The sequence below is a fragment of the Falsochrobactrum ovis genome, from assembly GCF_003259955.1.
Taxonomy (GTDB): Bacteria; Pseudomonadota; Alphaproteobacteria; order Rhizobiales; family Rhizobiaceae; genus Brucella; species Brucella ovis_A.
In genome coordinates, this window is record NZ_QLMK01000004.1 from 1 (window position 1) to 15,429 (window position 15,429).

Sequence of the window (15,429 nt, forward strand, 5' to 3'; positions counted from 1 at the left end):
ATGCAAAGTAAACAAGGACGAAGCAACCTGCCGCTAGCAGCGCCGCCGCCCTCGTTGTGAAGCCATATAGACCCCAACAAACAAAACTGTCAACAAACAAAATGCAAAAAGAAAGATTTCTTTTCCACAGGTGACGGTGGCTAAAGTTTAATCTTTTATAAGGAATTTTCCCAGTCGATTTTGTTTAAGCCGATTCTGAGTTTTTAAGAAACGGTACAGCTGGCTGCCAGCCCATCTCTTCGGCCACCGCATCAGCCAAAGCACGTAACCGGGCGCCTACTCGGCTGATAAGTTCTGGCTTTGCCTCAACGGCCAACATCGAAAGTCCAATGCCTGCCACCGGACGAGACTGACTGTCATATATAGCTGCACCGATACAAAACATTCCTTCGCGCAACTGTTCATTATCGATCGAATATCCGTTCAACCTTGCTTGTTTTAATTCCTGCTCCAGTGCTGCAAAGGAAGTAACACTTGTTGATGTAAGCGGCACAGGCCAATCCGACGGCAAATGGCTTGTTCGCATTTCAATCGACATGCCGGCTAACATCGCCTTCCCAGTAGCAGTGAATATGGCGGGCACTCGCATGCCCCTACGAAAACTAATCCCCAAAGGCGCGCTAGAATTTCGGCAGTCTAAATAGACGACCTCGGCGCCATCGAGTTGCGACAATGTCAATGTATAGGTATCGAACTCTGTCACCCGGGACAGCGCATTGTGAAACGCATTTAAAATATCGGTGCTTGCCAGAAAAGCATCCGCCCAGCGCATTACCTTGGGTCCGATTGTGAAGCTCCCCTCAATATTAAGTTTCAGCAACCCCGTCTGCACTAAAGTCTGGCAAAGACCATGGACACTGCTTTTAGGAAAACCCGTTTTTCTGACCAGTTCCGAAAGCCTCAGCCCATCGCCAGTTTGAGCAATAGCATCAAGGATGGCAACTGCCCGAACAACTGCCGGGACCAGCGTAACGGAACCCTCTCTATCCAATCTGGTTATAGCCATATCAACCTTCCTTGATCGTTGACTCACTTACTCGAAACTGCTCTATTCATTTTACTGAACAACGTTCAGTATATTGAACGACCTTCAAAGTGCAACGCCCTACGGATGAAGATCATGATAGCTTTAAAAGACGGCTCGCTGCTCAAATCACACTGCTTGGTCAATGGCGATTGGATTAGCGCCACCGATAACCAGACAATTGAGGTGACCAACCCTGCTGATGGCTCAATTGTTGGAACCGTCCCCTCGCTGTCACGCGATACGATTAAGAAAGCTATTTCCGCATCGGCAGACGCGCTTCCCGCATGGTCAGCTATGCCGGCAAAGGAACGCGCCGCGATTTTGCGCAAATGGTTTGAGCTCATTGTCGCCAATGCCGATGATCTCGCACTCATCATGACGTCGGAACAGGGCAAGCCTTTGGGCGAAGCTCGTGGCGAGGTTCTTTACGCTGCATCTTTCATTGAATGGTTTGCTGAGGAAGCCAAGCGAACATATGGCGACATCATTCCTGCAACACAGCCCGGCCAGCGGCTGACAGTTATTCGTCAACCTGTCGGAGTAACTGCTGCTATTACCCCGTGGAATTTCCCCGCCGCTATGATCACCCGCAAGGCGGCCCCGGCTTTGGCTGCTGGCTGTACCATGATTGTGCGCCCTGCGGAACTCACCCCGCTAAGCGCTCTTGCCCTCGGTGTTCTCGCAGAAAGAGCGGGCATTCCCGCCGGGGTTTTGCAAATCGTCACCGGTAAAGCGCAAGAAATCGGTGCAGAATTCACCAGCAACGAGATCGTACGCAAACTTTCTTTCACCGGTTCAACTGAAGTGGGCCGCTTGCTGATGGAACAATGCGCGCCGACAATCAAACGACTGTCGCTTGAGCTTGGCGGTAATGCGCCCTTCATTGTTTTTGACGATGCCGATCTTGACGCAGCGGTCGAAGGCGCAATGGTCTCAAAATATCGCAATGCTGGCCAAACCTGTGTTTGCGCCAATCGTATTTATGTGCAGCGTGGCATTTACGATAAATTTGCTGAAAAACTCGCCGCTAAGGTGAAAGAATTGAAGATCGGCAACGGTACGGAACCAGGCGTCGTAATTGGGCCCTTAATTGAAGAAAAGGCGCTCGATAAAGTTGAGGCGCATATTGAAGATGCGGTTTCCAAAGGCGCAAAGCTTGTCACCGGGGGCAAACGTCTGGGCGGATTGTTTTTTGAACCGGGCGTTTTAACCGGAGTTACCTCCGAAATGCATATCGCCAAGGAAGAAACTTTTGGCCCCCTCGCACCTCTCTTTGCCTTCGATACTGAAGAAGAAGTGATTGCAATGGCCAATGACACCATATTCGGCTTGGCTGCCTATTTTTATACCGATAATTTCAGCCGAGCTATCCGGGTTAGCGAAGCACTCGAATATGGTATGGTCGGACATAATACCGGGTTGATTTCCAATGAAGTTGCGCCATTTGGCGGTGTCAAACAGTCTGGACTGGGCCGGGAAGGCTCGAAAAACGGCATTGAGGAATATCTCGAGACGAAATATATCTGCAGCGCTTACAAGAACTAATCCCCTATCAATGCGACACGAAAAAGCGGCGCCATTGTTTGCGCCGCTCTTTTTATTTATAGACCGCTAGAGCCTTTCTATTCCTAGCAACGGAAAAACAATGTTACGCCGCCTTTACGACTGGACTATTTCTCTTGCCGCCAGAAAGTCTGCGGAATGGTGGCTAGCCATCATCGCCTTCGTTGAAAGTTCGGTATTCTTAATACCGGCAGACGTGCTTTTTCTGCCCATGGCGCTTGCGCGGCCCAACCGTGTATGGCGCTATGCCTTCATTGCCACAGTAGCGTCGGTGCTTGGCGGAATAGCGGGCTGGTATTTGGGCCATTACGCCTATGCACAGGTGGCCAAGCCGGTTCTTGAACTCTATGGAAAGCTCGACACATTCGAAGAGCTGCGCAAATCGACCAGTACCGACATGATTCTGTTGCTGCTGATCACATCCGGTCTTAGCCATTTGCCACCGATCAAAGTTGTGACGATCCTGTCGGGCGCGGCTGGGATCAATATTTGGCTTTTCATTGCCTCCGCCATTGTTGCTCGCGGCGCGCGCTTTTATTTCCTAGCCTGGCTGCTCCGCCGCTATGGCGAACCTATTCGCCACTTTATTGAGAAGCGTCTGGGAACGATCGCAGCTTTTGCAGCAATATTGCTTATCGCTCTCTACTTCGCCATAAAATATCTTCACGGTTAAGCCGCCGCCACAGCCGCGACAAAATATTAGGTGTAGAAGATAGCCCCATAGAGTTTAGGTACGATATTACCTCAGGAACCATCAATGCTGTCTTTATTTCATAACCCAATCGGCAAAGTTCAGGTACGGACTGCCGGAATTTTAACAATCGGATTAACTGTTACCATCGGCATTGCGCTGGCATTTGAACATTTCGGTGGCTTCATGCCTTGTAAGCTCTGCCTGGAGCAACGCACCCCTTATTATTTTGCGATCCCAATTCTTGCCCTAGCCTGGATCGCCGCCCTTCTAAAATGGCGCCCGCCGCTAACACGCGCCCTTCTTCTAATCGGCGCGCTTTTTATGGTTTACGGTCTGGCGCTCGCAATTTTCCATACGGGAGTTGAATTGAAATATTGGCCAGGCCCCGCAGATTGCACCGCAGCCACTATGAAAATTACCCATCATGCGCACGATTTGCTAGGTGACCTTAACGCTACTCGCCCGCCAGCATGTGACTCCGCGCCCGGCTATTTTCTGGGCCTATCCTTTGCCGGATGGAATGTCATTGCCAGCGCTTTATTTGCCTCAATAGGTATCTGCGGCGCTTTGTCGAAAGCGGGCAGATAATCTGCTTTTCAAGGCTCAAGTTCGATATCCCAATAAAGAAAATCGAGCCAGCTTTTATGCAGATGATTGGGCGGAAACAAACGGCCATTATTATGCAATTTCTGTACGGTGGGTATTTCCGGCTTTTGGCGGGGCCACATCCGTGCCACATCCGGCATCATTCCCCCCTTGCGTAAATTACACGGAGAACAAGCCGCCACAACATTTTGCCATGTCGTTAGACCACCTTTGCAGCGCGGTATTACATGGTCAAAGGTCAGATCATGGGAAGATCCGCAATATTGGCATTCAAAACGGTCTCGTAAAAACACATTGAAGCGCGTAAACGCTGGATAGCGGGGTGGTTTTACATAATCCTTGAGGCAGATGACGCTTGGAATCCGCATCGAAAATGACGGTGACGATACGGTTTGTTCGTATTCCGCGACAATATTCACCCGCTCAAGAAATACAGCTTTGATCGCATCCTGCCATGACCAAAGGGATAGCGGATAATAGCTCAGCGGCCGAAAATCCGCGTTTAAAACCAGCGCAGGAAATCCACTTTGCGAAACGCTGCCTGTCGAGATGTGCACTGTCAATAACGCACCTCCTTCGGAAAAATTCACGGAAAAACTCTCCGTGAACCGCGCCTTGGACTGAAATCGCCATGCGTTCATTCCATGCGTCCATTCCAAGCGCTCTCAAGGCTCGAACTTCATGAGCAGTATTACAATCTGCGGATAACTTGTCTCCGCGAATCGAACACTGCCACTATCCGACTGAAATAATGTAAGCCCCAGGTGACAGAATTGTGAAGCAGAAACGTAAATGCGTGAGCCCAATAGTAAATTATTGTACGGGAAACGCACTTCGCCCCTTCATATGAGCGTAATATGCCCAAAATAACCGCGCTGCCACCCCACGCCAAGGCACCCATTGTTCTGCAACCACGCGCAATTCGTTTGCGTTGGGCCGGTTTTCATAACCAAATGCATGTCCGACAGCCGCCTGTAAGGCCACATCTCCGGCAGGGAATATATCCGGATGCCCTTCCGCAAAAAGCAAATAAACCTCGGCGGTCCAAGGCCCTATTCCTTTAAGCCCAACAAGTTGCGCCAATGCCTCTTCCGTCGACTGATCGCAAAGCGCATGAAGGTCGACGGCGTTAGAAGTTATTGCTGCGCTAAGAGCTGACAATGTCACCTGCTTGGAACGCGAAAGGCCCGCCGCCCGCCATACGGCCTCGCCTGCAGCCATAAAGTTTTCCGGCGTGAGCGGATCTATATATGCATTAAGCCTCGTCCAAATAGCGCTCGCACTTGCGATTGAAAGCTGTTGCCCCACCACGATGGAAGCCAGACTTTGAAAACCCGGTTCAAAGCGCCGCAACGGCACTGGCTGAGCCAAATCTAGCACCCTCTGCAATCGCGGATCCGCATCCACCAGCCATCTGAGCCCGACTGCGATATCTTCGAGCTTATTAATTCGGTGCATCGGGCGCCCTCTTTAATTTTAATTCCCGCCATCCTATCAATTGTAGCAAAATCACAACCGACGATGTAAAAAATGAACCAGCCCGTTTTCCGTTTTGCGCCCAGCCCCCATGACCATTTGCACTTGGGCCATGCTTACTCCGCTATGCTTAATGCAAAAATGGCCGCAGAAATGGGCGGTCGCTTCCTATTGCGAATAGAAGATATTGATTCCACTCGCTGTAACCCGGATTTCGAAAAATCGATCTACGATGATCTGCGCTGGCTAGGCCTTGAATGGGAAACGCCCGTACGTCGCCAATCTGAACATTTTTCGGAATATCGAAACGCGCTCACCCGCCTGGCCGATATGGGCCTTGTTTATCCAGCTTTTCTTTCCCGTGCCCAATTGCACTCACGTATTAAAGAAGCCCAGTCCAAAGGAGAAGTCTGGCCCTGCGATCCTGATGCTACGCCTCTTTATCCTATCGATGAACGCGACATGACCGAAGATCAACAGTTGCAAATGATAGCAACCGGCATTCCCTATGCCTGGCGGATAAATATGGATAAGGCTTTGGCCACCATCAATAAGCCTCTTTATTGGAACGAAACGGGCGTTGGACCGCGTGGCGAAACAGGGCGCATTACTGCCGAACCCGAAAAGTGGGGTGATGTGATCATTGCGCGCAACGATACACCGACCAGCTATCATCTTTCGGTTGTCGTTGATGATGCCTTACAAGGCGTAACGCACATCGTCCGCAGTCATGATCTTTTCTATGTCACATCTATCCATCGGCTATTGCAGGAACTCTTAGAGCTGCCCGTTCCGTTATATCATCACCACAAGCTCGTGCGTGAGGAAGATGGCGCCAAGCTCTCGAAAACACGTCGAAAACTCTCTCTTAAAGAGTTGCGCGCTGAAGGCTGGACACCCGAAGCCATTCGCGAAGAGTTGAAAATATAGCCGGCATTTATGCCGTTACGTTATAAATGATATGCCAAAAGCCCAATTGACGTCGCGTTGCAAAGGGTTTCATCTGCAATAATTAAATTACCAGTAGCAGAAGCCCTATTTTGAAGGAGATGATTCATGAGTAAATACGTTGAGATCGAAGGTCTGCGTGTAGAGCCTGCACTCGTGGATTTTCTCGTTAAGGAAGCAACCCCGGGCACTGGGGTTGAGCCCGCTCATTTCTGGAAGGGATTTGCGCAAATAGTGCGCGACCTTGCACCCAAAAACCGCGCGCTTCTTGCCAGGCGCGACGAGTTACAAGCAAAAATCGACGCTTGGCATAAAGAAAATCGCGGAAAATATGATCAGGAACAATATAAAGAGTTCCTCCGTGAGATCGGCTATCTTCTGCCCGAAGGCGACGATTTTAAAGTTTCAACAGCCAATGTTGATGCTGAAATTGCGCATATCGCTGGGCCTCAGCTCGTTGTGCCGGTGATGAATGCCCGTTACGCGCTCAACGCCGCAAATGCTCGGTGGGGCTCGCTTTATGACGCGCTTTACGGAACAGATGCTATTTCCGAATCGGATGGAGCGGAAAAAACAACCGGATATAATCCAAAGCGTGGCGCGAAAGTGATTGCCTGGGCCAAAAACTTTCTGGATCAGAGCGCACCATTGGCCAAAAACAATTGGGCGAATGTTGTTGGTCTAACCGTCCAATCTGGCCAGCTTTTACTCACACTTTCAGACGGCACTACCGCTCATTTGGCCGATCCAGCTCAGTTTAAAGGCTATAATGGGTCGCCTGACGCCCCAACAAATATTCTGCTTGTTAAAAACAACATGCATGTGGATATTGTCGTGGATGCTAACCATCCCATCGGCAAGGACGACCCGGCCCATATTGCGGATGTGATTCTCGAATCAGCCATCAGCACTATTCAAGATTGCGAAGATTCGATCGCTGCCGTTGATGCACAAGACAAGGTAGCCGTCTATCGCAACTGGCTCGGCCTTATGAAGGGTGACCTCGAAGAGACCTTTGAGAAAAACGGCAAGCCACTTACGCGCCGCCTCAATGGCGACCGCAGCTACCATGCCCCCGATGGCTCAAGCTTCACCTTAAAAGGCCGCTCCTTGATGCTGGTGCGCAATGTTGGCCACCTGATGGCCAATCCGGCAATTCTTGATCAGGATGGCAATGAAGTGCCTGAAGGGATTATGGATGCGGCCTTTACCAGCCTGATCGCAATGCATGACATTGGCCCCAATGGTCGGCGTATGAACTCGCGTGAAGGCTCGGTTTATATCGTCAAACCAAAAATGCACGGGCCAGAAGAGGTCGCATTTGCAAATGAAATCTTCACCCGCACCGAAGAACTACTCGGCCTCGCGCCCAATACTCTGAAAATGGGTATTATGGATGAGGAACGCCGCACGACCGTAAACCTCAAAGAGGCGATTCGCGCTGCCAAAGATCGGGTTGTGTTCATCAATACCGGTTTTCTGGATCGCACCGGCGATGAAATCCATACCGCAATGGAAGCAGGCCCGATGATTCGCAAGGGCGACATGAAACAGGCCGCGTGGATCGGCGCTTATGAGCAATGGAATGTCGATATAGGCTTGGAATGCGGCCTGTCCGGCCGGGCGCAAATCGGCAAGGGCATGTGGGCTATGCCCGATTTAATGGCAGCAATGCTGGAGCAAAAAATTGCTCATCCGCAGGCCGGCGCCAATACCGCATGGGTTCCGTCACCAACCGCAGCAACGCTTCACGCAACCCATTATCACAAGGTTGATGTTGCTGCCATTCAAGAGGAGCTCAAGTCCCGTAAGCGCGCAAGCCTTGATGATATTCTTTCGGTTCCCGTCGCAAGCTTACCCAACTGGACAACAGAAGATATCCAGAAAGAGATCGACAATAATGCGCAAGGTATTCTTGGCTATGTCGTTCGCTGGATTGATCAGGGCGTTGGCTGCTCCAAAGTACTCGATATAAATAATGTTGGTCTAATGGAAGACCGTGCCACTTTACGCATTTCGGCGCAACACATTGCCAATTGGCTTCATCACGGCGTGGTTTCTGAGGCGCAAGTCATGGAAACATTGAAGCGAATGGCTGCTGTGGTCGACAAGCAGAATGAAGGCGACCCTCTTTATCAACCAATGGCGCCAGATTTTGACAAATCCATCGCTTTCCAGGCTGCGTGTGATCTTGTGTTCAAAGGGCGTGAGCAGCCCAACGGCTATACTGAACCTATTCTTCATCAACGCCGACTTGAGCTTAAGCAATCCGCTTAAACAAACATTATGTGTATCGGCGGCAAAACCGCCGGTACACTTTAGATGCCGACAAATAATCGTCGGATATAGAAAGCGCCAATAATTTATGGAATCATTCCATTCGTGGAAATTTTGAGCTTCAAGCCTCTATTGCTACTGGTGAGCACTCCGACTTCTATCCTTTAGCTTAATTTTAAAAATAATTTCCCTAGTCTCTCATTATTAATCCGCAAATAGGCGGTACACCTTGTCAGTGTTTTTTCGTATGAGCGTCACTCATTATTTCTGCTAGGAAAGGCTCCCTCAATGACAGCTCCCTCGTCTTCAGCCCCATTACTCGGCATCATTCGGCTTGATCATGCCAACGGCCTAGATCTTCCATCATACGAAACCAGTGGCTCGTCAGGCATGGATTTACGCGCGGCAGTAGCTGAAGACCGTGAAATTGTTTTGCTTCCCGGGCGGCGCACACTCGTACCCACCGGACTCATTTTTGAGATCCCAACCGGATTAGAAGTTCAAATCCGGCCCCGTTCCGGTTTGGCATTCAAGCATGGCATCACCTGTTTAAACACGCCCGGAACGATCGATTCTGATTTCCGTGGCGAGATCAAAGTTCTTTTGATAAATCTAGGCGATGAAGACTTTCGAATTCAGCGAGGAATGCGCATCGCTCAAGCGGTGGTTTCGCCGGTCTTACAAGTAAATATTGAGGTCCGGTCCGAGATCAGCGAGACTTCGCGCGGTGCGGGTGGTTTCGGATCTACCGGGATCGGTTAATGAATACAAATATCCAAATTTGGACCAATTATTACTTATAATAAACTACTTATTTGTATCCACTTTATTGGACTTACGGACTAGGTGACAAATATTTAAGATGTATTTGTGGATCAAAACCCTTACATGAGCGGTCAAGGCGTTATTTTGAATAACGCAAGCTGATGCAGCCGCTCATGCTAGGGTTTGGTCAGTTTTTATTATAACCGGCAGCGCCCTGTGTCGCGCAAGTTAACCGCCAAAGGTTTTAAATTGCATAAGCCTAACGATACTGCTCAACTTGCATCGCAAGCTAATCCCACTCGCAAAGCTCGGCGGAAGACCCGAAACCGTTGGCTTTGGTTCGCCGCAGTCTTAGGGCTCGGCGCAGTTTGGTATTTTACCAGCGCGCATGACACGGTAAGCGAAAAGAACGCCTACCTTGCTGAAACCGTCAGGCGCGGCAATATCGAAAATGCGATTACCGCCGTCGGCAAGATAAACCCATCTCGAAGCATCAATGTTGGCGCCCAAGTTTCAGGCCAACTTCAAAGCTTGAAAGTTGAGATTGGTGATTCAGTCACTGAAGGCCAGCTTTTAGCCGAAATTGACCCATCCCCTTCGGAAAAACGCTTGGAAATGGCCCGGGCTCAACTGGATAATCTCAAAGCGCAATTGCTCAACAAGCAAGCCCAGCTTGAGCTTAAAAAGTTGAACGCCGCACGTCAACGCAGTCTCCTTAAGACCCGCTCGGTCTCTCAATCCATCATTGATCAAGCGGACGCGGAATTGACTATGGCCGATGCCGATGTGAGAGCGTTAAGCGCGCAGATCAGGCAGCAAGAAGCGCAAGTTGATAGCTATCGTGTCGATCTAGGTTATACAAAAATCTACAGCCCTACTGCCGGCACTGTCGTGGACCAAGCTGCAAAAGAAGGCGAAACTCTCAACGCGGCCCAAAGCACGCCCACCATTGTCACGATCGCTGATTTGCAACTAATGACTGTGGAAGCGCAAGTTTCTGAGGCGGATATCGGAAGTCTGAAGATCGGAATGCCCGCTTATTTTACGCTGTTGGGTCGTCCCGACAAGCATTTCACCGGAACTTTGCGACAGATCAAACCAACGCCCCAGATCACCAATAATGTGGTACTTTATGACGCGTCGTTTGATGTCCCAAATCCCGACGGCGAGCTGATGATCGACATGAGCGCACAGGTATATTTTGTCATCGATCAGGCCGATGACGTGCTTTTGGTGCCCAATTCCGCTCTGCAGGACGAAATGAAGGACGGAAAATCCATCACAACTGTGCAGCTTGTCAACAAAGATGGCTCACTCAGCCGACGCGAAGTGGAAATTGGTGTGCGCAGTCGCGTTGAAGCCGAAGTGAAATCTGGTCTTGAAGAAGGCGACAAAGTTGTTGTGACGACCGGAGCAAACAGCCCGAACAATTCGGAAAGCCGCGGACGTCGTTCGGGCATGCGGATGTTCTAATGAGGCCCGAATTGACCGACCAGCCGCTAATCAAGCTAGAAAACATCCGTAAAACCTACCACAACGGAGAGCTTGCCGTTGAGGTTTTACATGGAATCTCGCTTGATATTCAGGCGGGCGAATTCGTCGCCATCATGGGCGCTTCGGGATCGGGGAAGTCGACCTTAATGAATATTCTGGGCTGTCTCGATAGCCCGACCGGCGGACAATATTTGCTCAATGGCGAAGATGTATCCGGCCTTGATGCCGATGCTCTGGCCGCCTTGCGTCGCCGCACCTTTGGCTTCGTTTTTCAAAGCTATAATCTGATTTCCACTTCCACCGCTCAGGAGAATGTGGAAGTTCCCGCAATTTACGCAGGAATGGCTGCGGCGGAACGTCAAGAACGGGCCGCGGAACTTCTAAGCTCGTTAAAGCTTGGCGACCGGCTGGATCACCGCCCAAATCAATTATCAGGCGGACAACAGCAGCGCGTTTCCATAGCCCGTGCATTAATGAACGGCGGGAACATCATCCTCGCAGACGAGCCTACCGGGGCATTAGATAGCCAAAGCGGCGAAGATGTGATGGAGCTTTTGCGGGCAATGCACCAGCAAGGCCATACAATTATTGTCATCACCCATGCGCGCGAAGTGGCCGAGCAGGCAGACCGAATCATCGAGATTCGCGACGGCCACATCCTGTCCGACAATTTAACCAAAGCGACATCGGAAGATTCGCAAGCGCGGCAATTCCACCCCGGCAATGCAGGCCACGCCGCGCGCATTACCGATGTTGGGGAAGCCATCAAAATGGCTATGCGCGCCCTGCGCGCCAATATATTTCGTACCACGCTGACCCTATTGGGAATCATCATCGGCGTAAGCTCGGTCGTCACCATGTTGGCAATCGGGCTGGGCGCACAAAATTCGATTCTGGACCGAATCAACGCGATGGGCACAGACCTGATCTTGATTCGCCCGTCTATGCCTGGCTTTCGCGGGACCGGCTCGGTAGCAACCCTAGTGCCTGAAGACGCTGAAGCCATTCTTCAATTGCCCAATGTTAAAACCGCAGTCCCCGAAGTCGGCGCAAATGTCACGCTCAGGCGGGGTAATATAGATTATCAAACTCAGGCAAACGGAACGGTTCCTGCCTTTTTGAACGCCAAATCATGGAAAATCGCCAGTGGTGATTTCATAAGCCAGCAGGATATGGACACCTACGCTCCGACCGCCGTGTTGGGCGCAACCGTTGTAAAAACGCTTTTTCCCGATGGCGAGTATCCGATCGGTCAATATATTTTGGTCGACAAAATTCCTTTTCAGATAATTGGCACATTAGAGCCAAAAGGCGCGGGCTTTGGCGGGGCTGATCAGGACGATATTGTAATCGTTCCCCTTTCAACCGGAAATTTAAGATTGTTTGGTCAGAAATTCGTCCGAACAATAACTGTACAAGTTAAAGATTCCGATCTTATTGGCGTAACACAAGATCAAATTCAGGATCTCTTAGACCAGCGCCACAATCAACGTGACACGATGATTAATAATATGTCGTCGATTCGCGAAGATGCGACTGCCATGTCTAATACGCTGACGATGTTTCTTGGTTCTATTGCCGCCATCTCGCTTCTTGTCGGTGGCATCGGTGTCATGAATATCATGCTGGTGAGCGTCACCGAACGGACCCGAGAAATCGGAGTGCGAATGGCAACAGGAGCGAGACGGCGCGATATTCTGGTTCAATTCATCACCGAGGCACTGACTGTTTCAGCCATCGGCGGGCTTATTGGAATATTGCTAGGCCTAGGAGCTGCTGGGCTGCTCTCACTCGCTGGTGTCCCGGTGAGCTTCAGCGCAGGACCAGTCTTATTAGCCTTCGCTTGTGCATTCGCAACAGGGCTAATCTTCGGCTACCTTCCTGCCCGCAAAGCGTCGCGACTACTTCCCGCCGTGGCTCTGGCTTCTGAATAAGACAAGATTAAAAACCTGTCTTTAGCCCCCCTGCTTTGGATAGTTAGCATTAACGCATCATTTAAAGAGCAACGGCAACGTTATCGGCAGACGACTTTGTGCGATTGCCGGCGGAGGTGCAGGCACGGGCGACGCCCGTCGCGCAACTTCAAGCGCCAATTTATCAACCGTTGCATCTCCCGATGAGCCAGCCAGACTGGCAGAGAGGACTTTACCGGAAGGATCGATCACGAAAGTCACCCGAACGAGGCCCTTAGCATTTTTAGAACGGCGCTGAAGGAATCGGACATTTCTGGCCATATGGGCCTGCAATTTCGATGTCCACTTCGCAGAACTTTGCCCCGCCGATGCCGAATTAACACCCTGCCGCGTCGCCACAGCTTTCGGGCCGCTATCCGCATCGATACGAGGCGCACTCCCCTGTCGATTTTCCTTGGCTTTCGCCGCTTGCTTAGATTTAACCCTTTCTGCTCGATTTGCAGTTTCCACCCTTTCAGGTTCGGGCTTTCTAATTTTGGCGACTTCACGCTTTGGCTTTGTTTGAGGCTTGGTTGCAGGCAATGGAATAGCCACCTCTGGCTTTAATGCCTCAGCCATATCCGGTATGATTTCCTCTGGCTCCTCCATCTGCGGCCGTTCAGATTCCAAATCCGGTTCAGATTGAGGCTCTGTCTCAGCAACTTCTTTAGGAGCTTCGTCAGGTTCAAAAGTTTCTTGCGGTTCTACTGCCGTTTCCGGCTGAGCAATTTCTGAGACTTGCTCTTCGGCTGGCGCCATCGGCTCTGGCGCAAGCTCGACAAACATTGCCTCGACCACTCCGCCATGGGGCTGATCGTCTTCCCGGGCAGCGTAAATTGCATAAGCCCCGGCCGCATGAACGGCGAGAACAACCATGCCCGCTGCAATCCAACGGCCCATATCTCCCCACAAAGACGAAGTCTGGACCTCATCCACTGCAACTTTTGGAGGAAATTGGCCGGGAGCAAGCCTGATCACTGCACCGCTCCATCGCCCGCGCCGTGGACCACTCCCATCGCCGCTCCTTGCGAAGCAGAAACCTCCGCATTCGCCGCTGATGAAGCGCCCGCGCTTGTTTCAAGACCGACCAGCGCAATTTTCAAATAGCCCGCTTCACGCAAAAGGTTCATCACCTGCATCAGCTCGCCATATCCGACATTTTTATCGGCACGCAAGAAAATGCGCGCTTCCTTATTCTGCTCGGACACACCATCGAGCGAAGCGCTAAGCATATCCCGCCCAACGGTATCATTGCCCACGCTTAAACTGAGATCTTCTTTCAGCGTCACATAGATCGGCTTATCGGGCCGTGGTGCAGGCGTCGCAGACGAAGCCGGAAGATCAACATTAATATCGACCGTCGCCAACGGTGCCGCGACCATGAAGATGATCAACAGCACGAGCATGACATCAATGAAAGGTGTCACATTGATCTCGTGACTGAGCTCGAGATCATCACCCTCATTTTCACGAATTCTGCCCGCCATAATCGTTACTCCGCCGCCCGAAATTCTTTAGCGTGGATAGCTGCCGTCCTGAAATCCAATTCTCGGCTCACCAATCTTTCCACACTGGCCGAAGCATCGCCCAATAATTGACGGTATCCGCTGATCGCCCGGGCAAATATGTTGTAAATTACCACTGCAGGAATAGCAGCAACCAGACCAATTGCTGTCGCCAAAAGAGCTTCGGCAATTCCGGGGGCCACGACTGCGAGATTTGTCGTTTGCGTCTGGCTGATACCTATGAAGGAATTCATGATGCCCCAGACTGTGCCAAAAAGCCCTACAAAAGGTGCGACCGATCCTATCGTAGCCAAAATCCCGGTGCCTTTGGAGAGGCGACGTACCGCTTTGGCTTCAATGCGCACTAGGCGTGAAGTTACACGTTCTTTTACTCCTTCACTGCTCACCCGGGGCAAAATCGGAGCGGAAAGTCGAACTTCATCTTCCGCCGCCCGCACCAGCATCGCCGCAGGCCCCTGAACATTGCCGATCGACTCGGTCGCTTCAGTGAGCGTGGCAGAATCTCCAATGGTTTTGAGAACTTTATGAACCCTTTTACGAGCACCAGCGAGCTCCATAGATTTGGCTATCCAAATGGTCCAGGTCAGTAAAGATGCAAGCGCAAGCCCTATCATCACTGCTTTGACGACCCAATCGGCAGCCATAAACATTCCCCACGGCGAAAGATCGTGAGGCAAGATAGGTCCATCCTGCACATCTGTTAATGCTTGTGATGATGCAGCCGAGGCAGGCAATTGAGGCATAGGCGCTTCCACATTTGGCAAGGGACTGGATACCGCTGGATTAGCCATCTCAGGCGTAGCTTCTTGTGTAAACGAAGGCGCTGATGAAATCAGAAGCACCACACACATAAACGCAGCCACGCAGGACTTTTGCCAAAAACCAGTCATTTTATCGCCTTTTGTCGCCAGCCCAAGCAGGGAGGATAGCTGGAAATCCCAAATTTTATATGTCTTTGTCTTAATTCTCATTAACATGAATTTGCAAGTCATGTTTTATATTTCTTGCGAAGTTTCCGTCAGATTCAGCGTTATTAATATCCTCGAAGAAATCCCACTTGCATAAAAACTGCAAATCAGCCGTGATAGCATCACCATGATC

At 50.8% G+C, this 15,429-nt stretch carries 14 protein-coding genes; 8 read left to right on the forward strand and 6 right to left on the reverse strand.

Annotated features, from left to right (window positions below; translation table 11 throughout):
- Positions 1-184 precede the first annotated feature (184 nt).
- Entirely contained in the window at positions 185-1,006 is an 822-nt protein-coding gene (locus C7374_RS07300; RefSeq protein WP_111574973.1) for an IclR family transcriptional regulator, read from the reverse strand.
- Between the two features lie 114 nt (positions 1,007-1,120).
- On the opposite strand from C7374_RS07300, the gene C7374_RS07305 reads away from it, so the two are divergent.
- The 3 genes from C7374_RS07305 to C7374_RS07315 all read left to right on the forward strand — a co-directional run bounded on the left by C7374_RS07305 (position 1,121) and on the right by C7374_RS07315 (position 3,872).
- Positions 1,121-2,572 carry an NAD-dependent succinate-semialdehyde dehydrogenase gene (locus C7374_RS07305; RefSeq protein ID WP_111574974.1) on the forward strand — a complete coding sequence of 484 codons (1,452 nt, stop codon included), beginning with the start codon at positions 1,121-1,123 and terminating at the stop codon, positions 2,570-2,572.
- 100 nt (positions 2,573-2,672) lie between these two features.
- A complete protein-coding gene (locus tag C7374_RS07310) occupies positions 2,673-3,263 on the forward strand; it encodes a YqaA family protein (protein ID WP_111574975.1) in 591 nt (196 codons plus the stop codon).
- 84 nt (positions 3,264-3,347) lie between these two features.
- Entirely contained in the window at positions 3,348-3,872 is a 525-nt protein-coding gene (locus C7374_RS07315; protein ID WP_111574976.1) for a disulfide bond formation protein B, read from the forward strand.
- An 8-nt stretch (positions 3,873-3,880) separates the two neighbouring features.
- Here the strand turns inward: C7374_RS07315 and C7374_RS07320 are convergent, their stop codons facing one another.
- Both C7374_RS07320 and C7374_RS07325 read right to left on the reverse strand, forming a co-directional pair.
- The gene (locus tag C7374_RS07320) at positions 3,881-4,453 is read right to left on the reverse strand and encodes an HNH endonuclease (protein WP_210205095.1); all 573 of its coding nucleotides are present in this window, start codon (positions 4,451-4,453) and stop codon (positions 3,881-3,883) included.
- 250 nt (positions 4,454-4,703) lie between these two features.
- On the reverse strand, positions 4,704-5,348 hold the full coding sequence (locus C7374_RS07325) for a DNA-3-methyladenine glycosylase family protein (protein WP_111574978.1): 645 nt from the start codon (positions 5,346-5,348) through the stop codon (positions 4,704-4,706).
- Between the two features lie 72 nt (positions 5,349-5,420).
- On the opposite strand from C7374_RS07325, the gene gluQRS reads away from it, so the two are divergent.
- The 5 genes from gluQRS to C7374_RS07350 all read left to right on the forward strand — a co-directional run bounded on the left by gluQRS (position 5,421) and on the right by C7374_RS07350 (position 12,784).
- Positions 5,421-6,296, forward strand: coding sequence for a tRNA glutamyl-Q(34) synthetase GluQRS (gene gluQRS / locus C7374_RS07330; RefSeq protein ID WP_111574979.1), 876 nt, complete (start codon positions 5,421-5,423; stop codon positions 6,294-6,296).
- Positions 6,297-6,422: 126 nt separating this feature from the next.
- Positions 6,423-8,591 (forward strand): malate synthase G, encoded by a 2,169-nt coding sequence (locus C7374_RS07335; RefSeq protein WP_111574980.1) that lies wholly within the window; start codon positions 6,423-6,425, stop codon positions 8,589-8,591.
- Between the two features lie 288 nt (positions 8,592-8,879).
- Positions 8,880-9,353, forward strand: coding sequence for a dUTP diphosphatase (gene dut, locus C7374_RS07340; protein ID WP_111574981.1), 474 nt, complete (start codon positions 8,880-8,882; stop codon positions 9,351-9,353).
- 252 nt (positions 9,354-9,605) lie between these two features.
- A complete protein-coding gene (locus tag C7374_RS07345; RefSeq protein ID WP_111575127.1) occupies positions 9,606-10,829 on the forward strand; it encodes an efflux RND transporter periplasmic adaptor subunit in 1,224 nt (407 codons plus the stop codon).
- Complete coding sequence (locus tag C7374_RS07350; protein WP_111574982.1) at positions 10,829-12,784, forward strand: MacB family efflux pump subunit; 1,956 nt, start codon at positions 10,829-10,831, stop codon at positions 12,782-12,784. Before C7374_RS07345 ends, C7374_RS07350 begins: the two co-directional genes overlap by 1 nt.
- Before the next feature lie 57 nt (positions 12,785-12,841).
- On the opposite strand, the gene C7374_RS07355 is transcribed toward C7374_RS07350, so the two are convergent.
- The 3 genes from C7374_RS07355 to exbB all read right to left on the reverse strand — a co-directional run bounded on the left by C7374_RS07355 (position 12,842) and on the right by exbB (position 15,218).
- On the reverse strand, positions 12,842-13,702 hold the full coding sequence (locus tag C7374_RS07355) for a TonB family protein (protein WP_111575128.1): 861 nt from the start codon (positions 13,700-13,702) through the stop codon (positions 12,842-12,844).
- A 74-nt stretch (positions 13,703-13,776) separates the two neighbouring features.
- The gene (gene exbD / locus C7374_RS07360) at positions 13,777-14,289 is read right to left on the reverse strand and encodes a TonB system transport protein ExbD (protein WP_111574983.1); all 513 of its coding nucleotides are present in this window, start codon (positions 14,287-14,289) and stop codon (positions 13,777-13,779) included.
- A gap of 5 nt (positions 14,290-14,294) precedes the next feature.
- Entirely contained in the window at positions 14,295-15,218 is a 924-nt protein-coding gene (exbB, locus tag C7374_RS07365) for a tonB-system energizer ExbB (RefSeq protein ID WP_111575129.1), read from the reverse strand.
- Positions 15,219-15,429: the final 211 nt, after the last annotated feature.

What these genes read in the sequence shown, in the direction of transcription:
- C7374_RS07315 (WP_111574976.1), top strand. Translation starts at nt 3,348, where the DNA reads ATGCTGTCTTTATTTCATAACCCAATCGGCAAAGTTCAGGTACGGACT.
- exbB (WP_111575129.1), bottom strand. Translation starts at nt 15,218, where the DNA reads ATGACTGGTTTTTGGCAAAAGTCCTGCGTGGCTGCGTTTATGTGTGTG.
- C7374_RS07325 (WP_111574978.1), bottom strand. Translation starts at nt 5,348, where the DNA reads ATGCACCGAATTAATAAGCTCGAAGATATCGCAGTCGGGCTCAGATGG.
- C7374_RS07300 (WP_111574973.1), bottom strand. Translation starts at nt 1,006, where the DNA reads ATGGCTATAACCAGATTGGATAGAGAGGGTTCCGTTACGCTGGTCCCG.
- C7374_RS07350 (WP_111574982.1), top strand. Translation starts at nt 10,829, where the DNA reads ATGAGGCCCGAATTGACCGACCAGCCGCTAATCAAGCTAGAAAACATC.
- dut (WP_111574981.1), top strand. Translation starts at nt 8,880, where the DNA reads ATGACAGCTCCCTCGTCTTCAGCCCCATTACTCGGCATCATTCGGCTT.
- C7374_RS07335 (WP_111574980.1), top strand. Translation starts at nt 6,423, where the DNA reads ATGAGTAAATACGTTGAGATCGAAGGTCTGCGTGTAGAGCCTGCACTC.
- C7374_RS07355 (WP_111575128.1), bottom strand. Translation starts at nt 13,702, where the DNA reads ATGGGCCGTTGGATTGCAGCGGGCATGGTTGTTCTCGCCGTTCATGCG.
- C7374_RS07305 (WP_111574974.1), top strand. Translation starts at nt 1,121, where the DNA reads ATGATAGCTTTAAAAGACGGCTCGCTGCTCAAATCACACTGCTTGGTC.
- C7374_RS07310 (WP_111574975.1), top strand. Translation starts at nt 2,673, where the DNA reads ATGTTACGCCGCCTTTACGACTGGACTATTTCTCTTGCCGCCAGAAAG.
- gluQRS (WP_111574979.1), top strand. Translation starts at nt 5,421, where the DNA reads ATGAACCAGCCCGTTTTCCGTTTTGCGCCCAGCCCCCATGACCATTTG.
- exbD (WP_111574983.1), bottom strand. Translation starts at nt 14,289, where the DNA reads ATGGCGGGCAGAATTCGTGAAAATGAGGGTGATGATCTCGAGCTCAGT.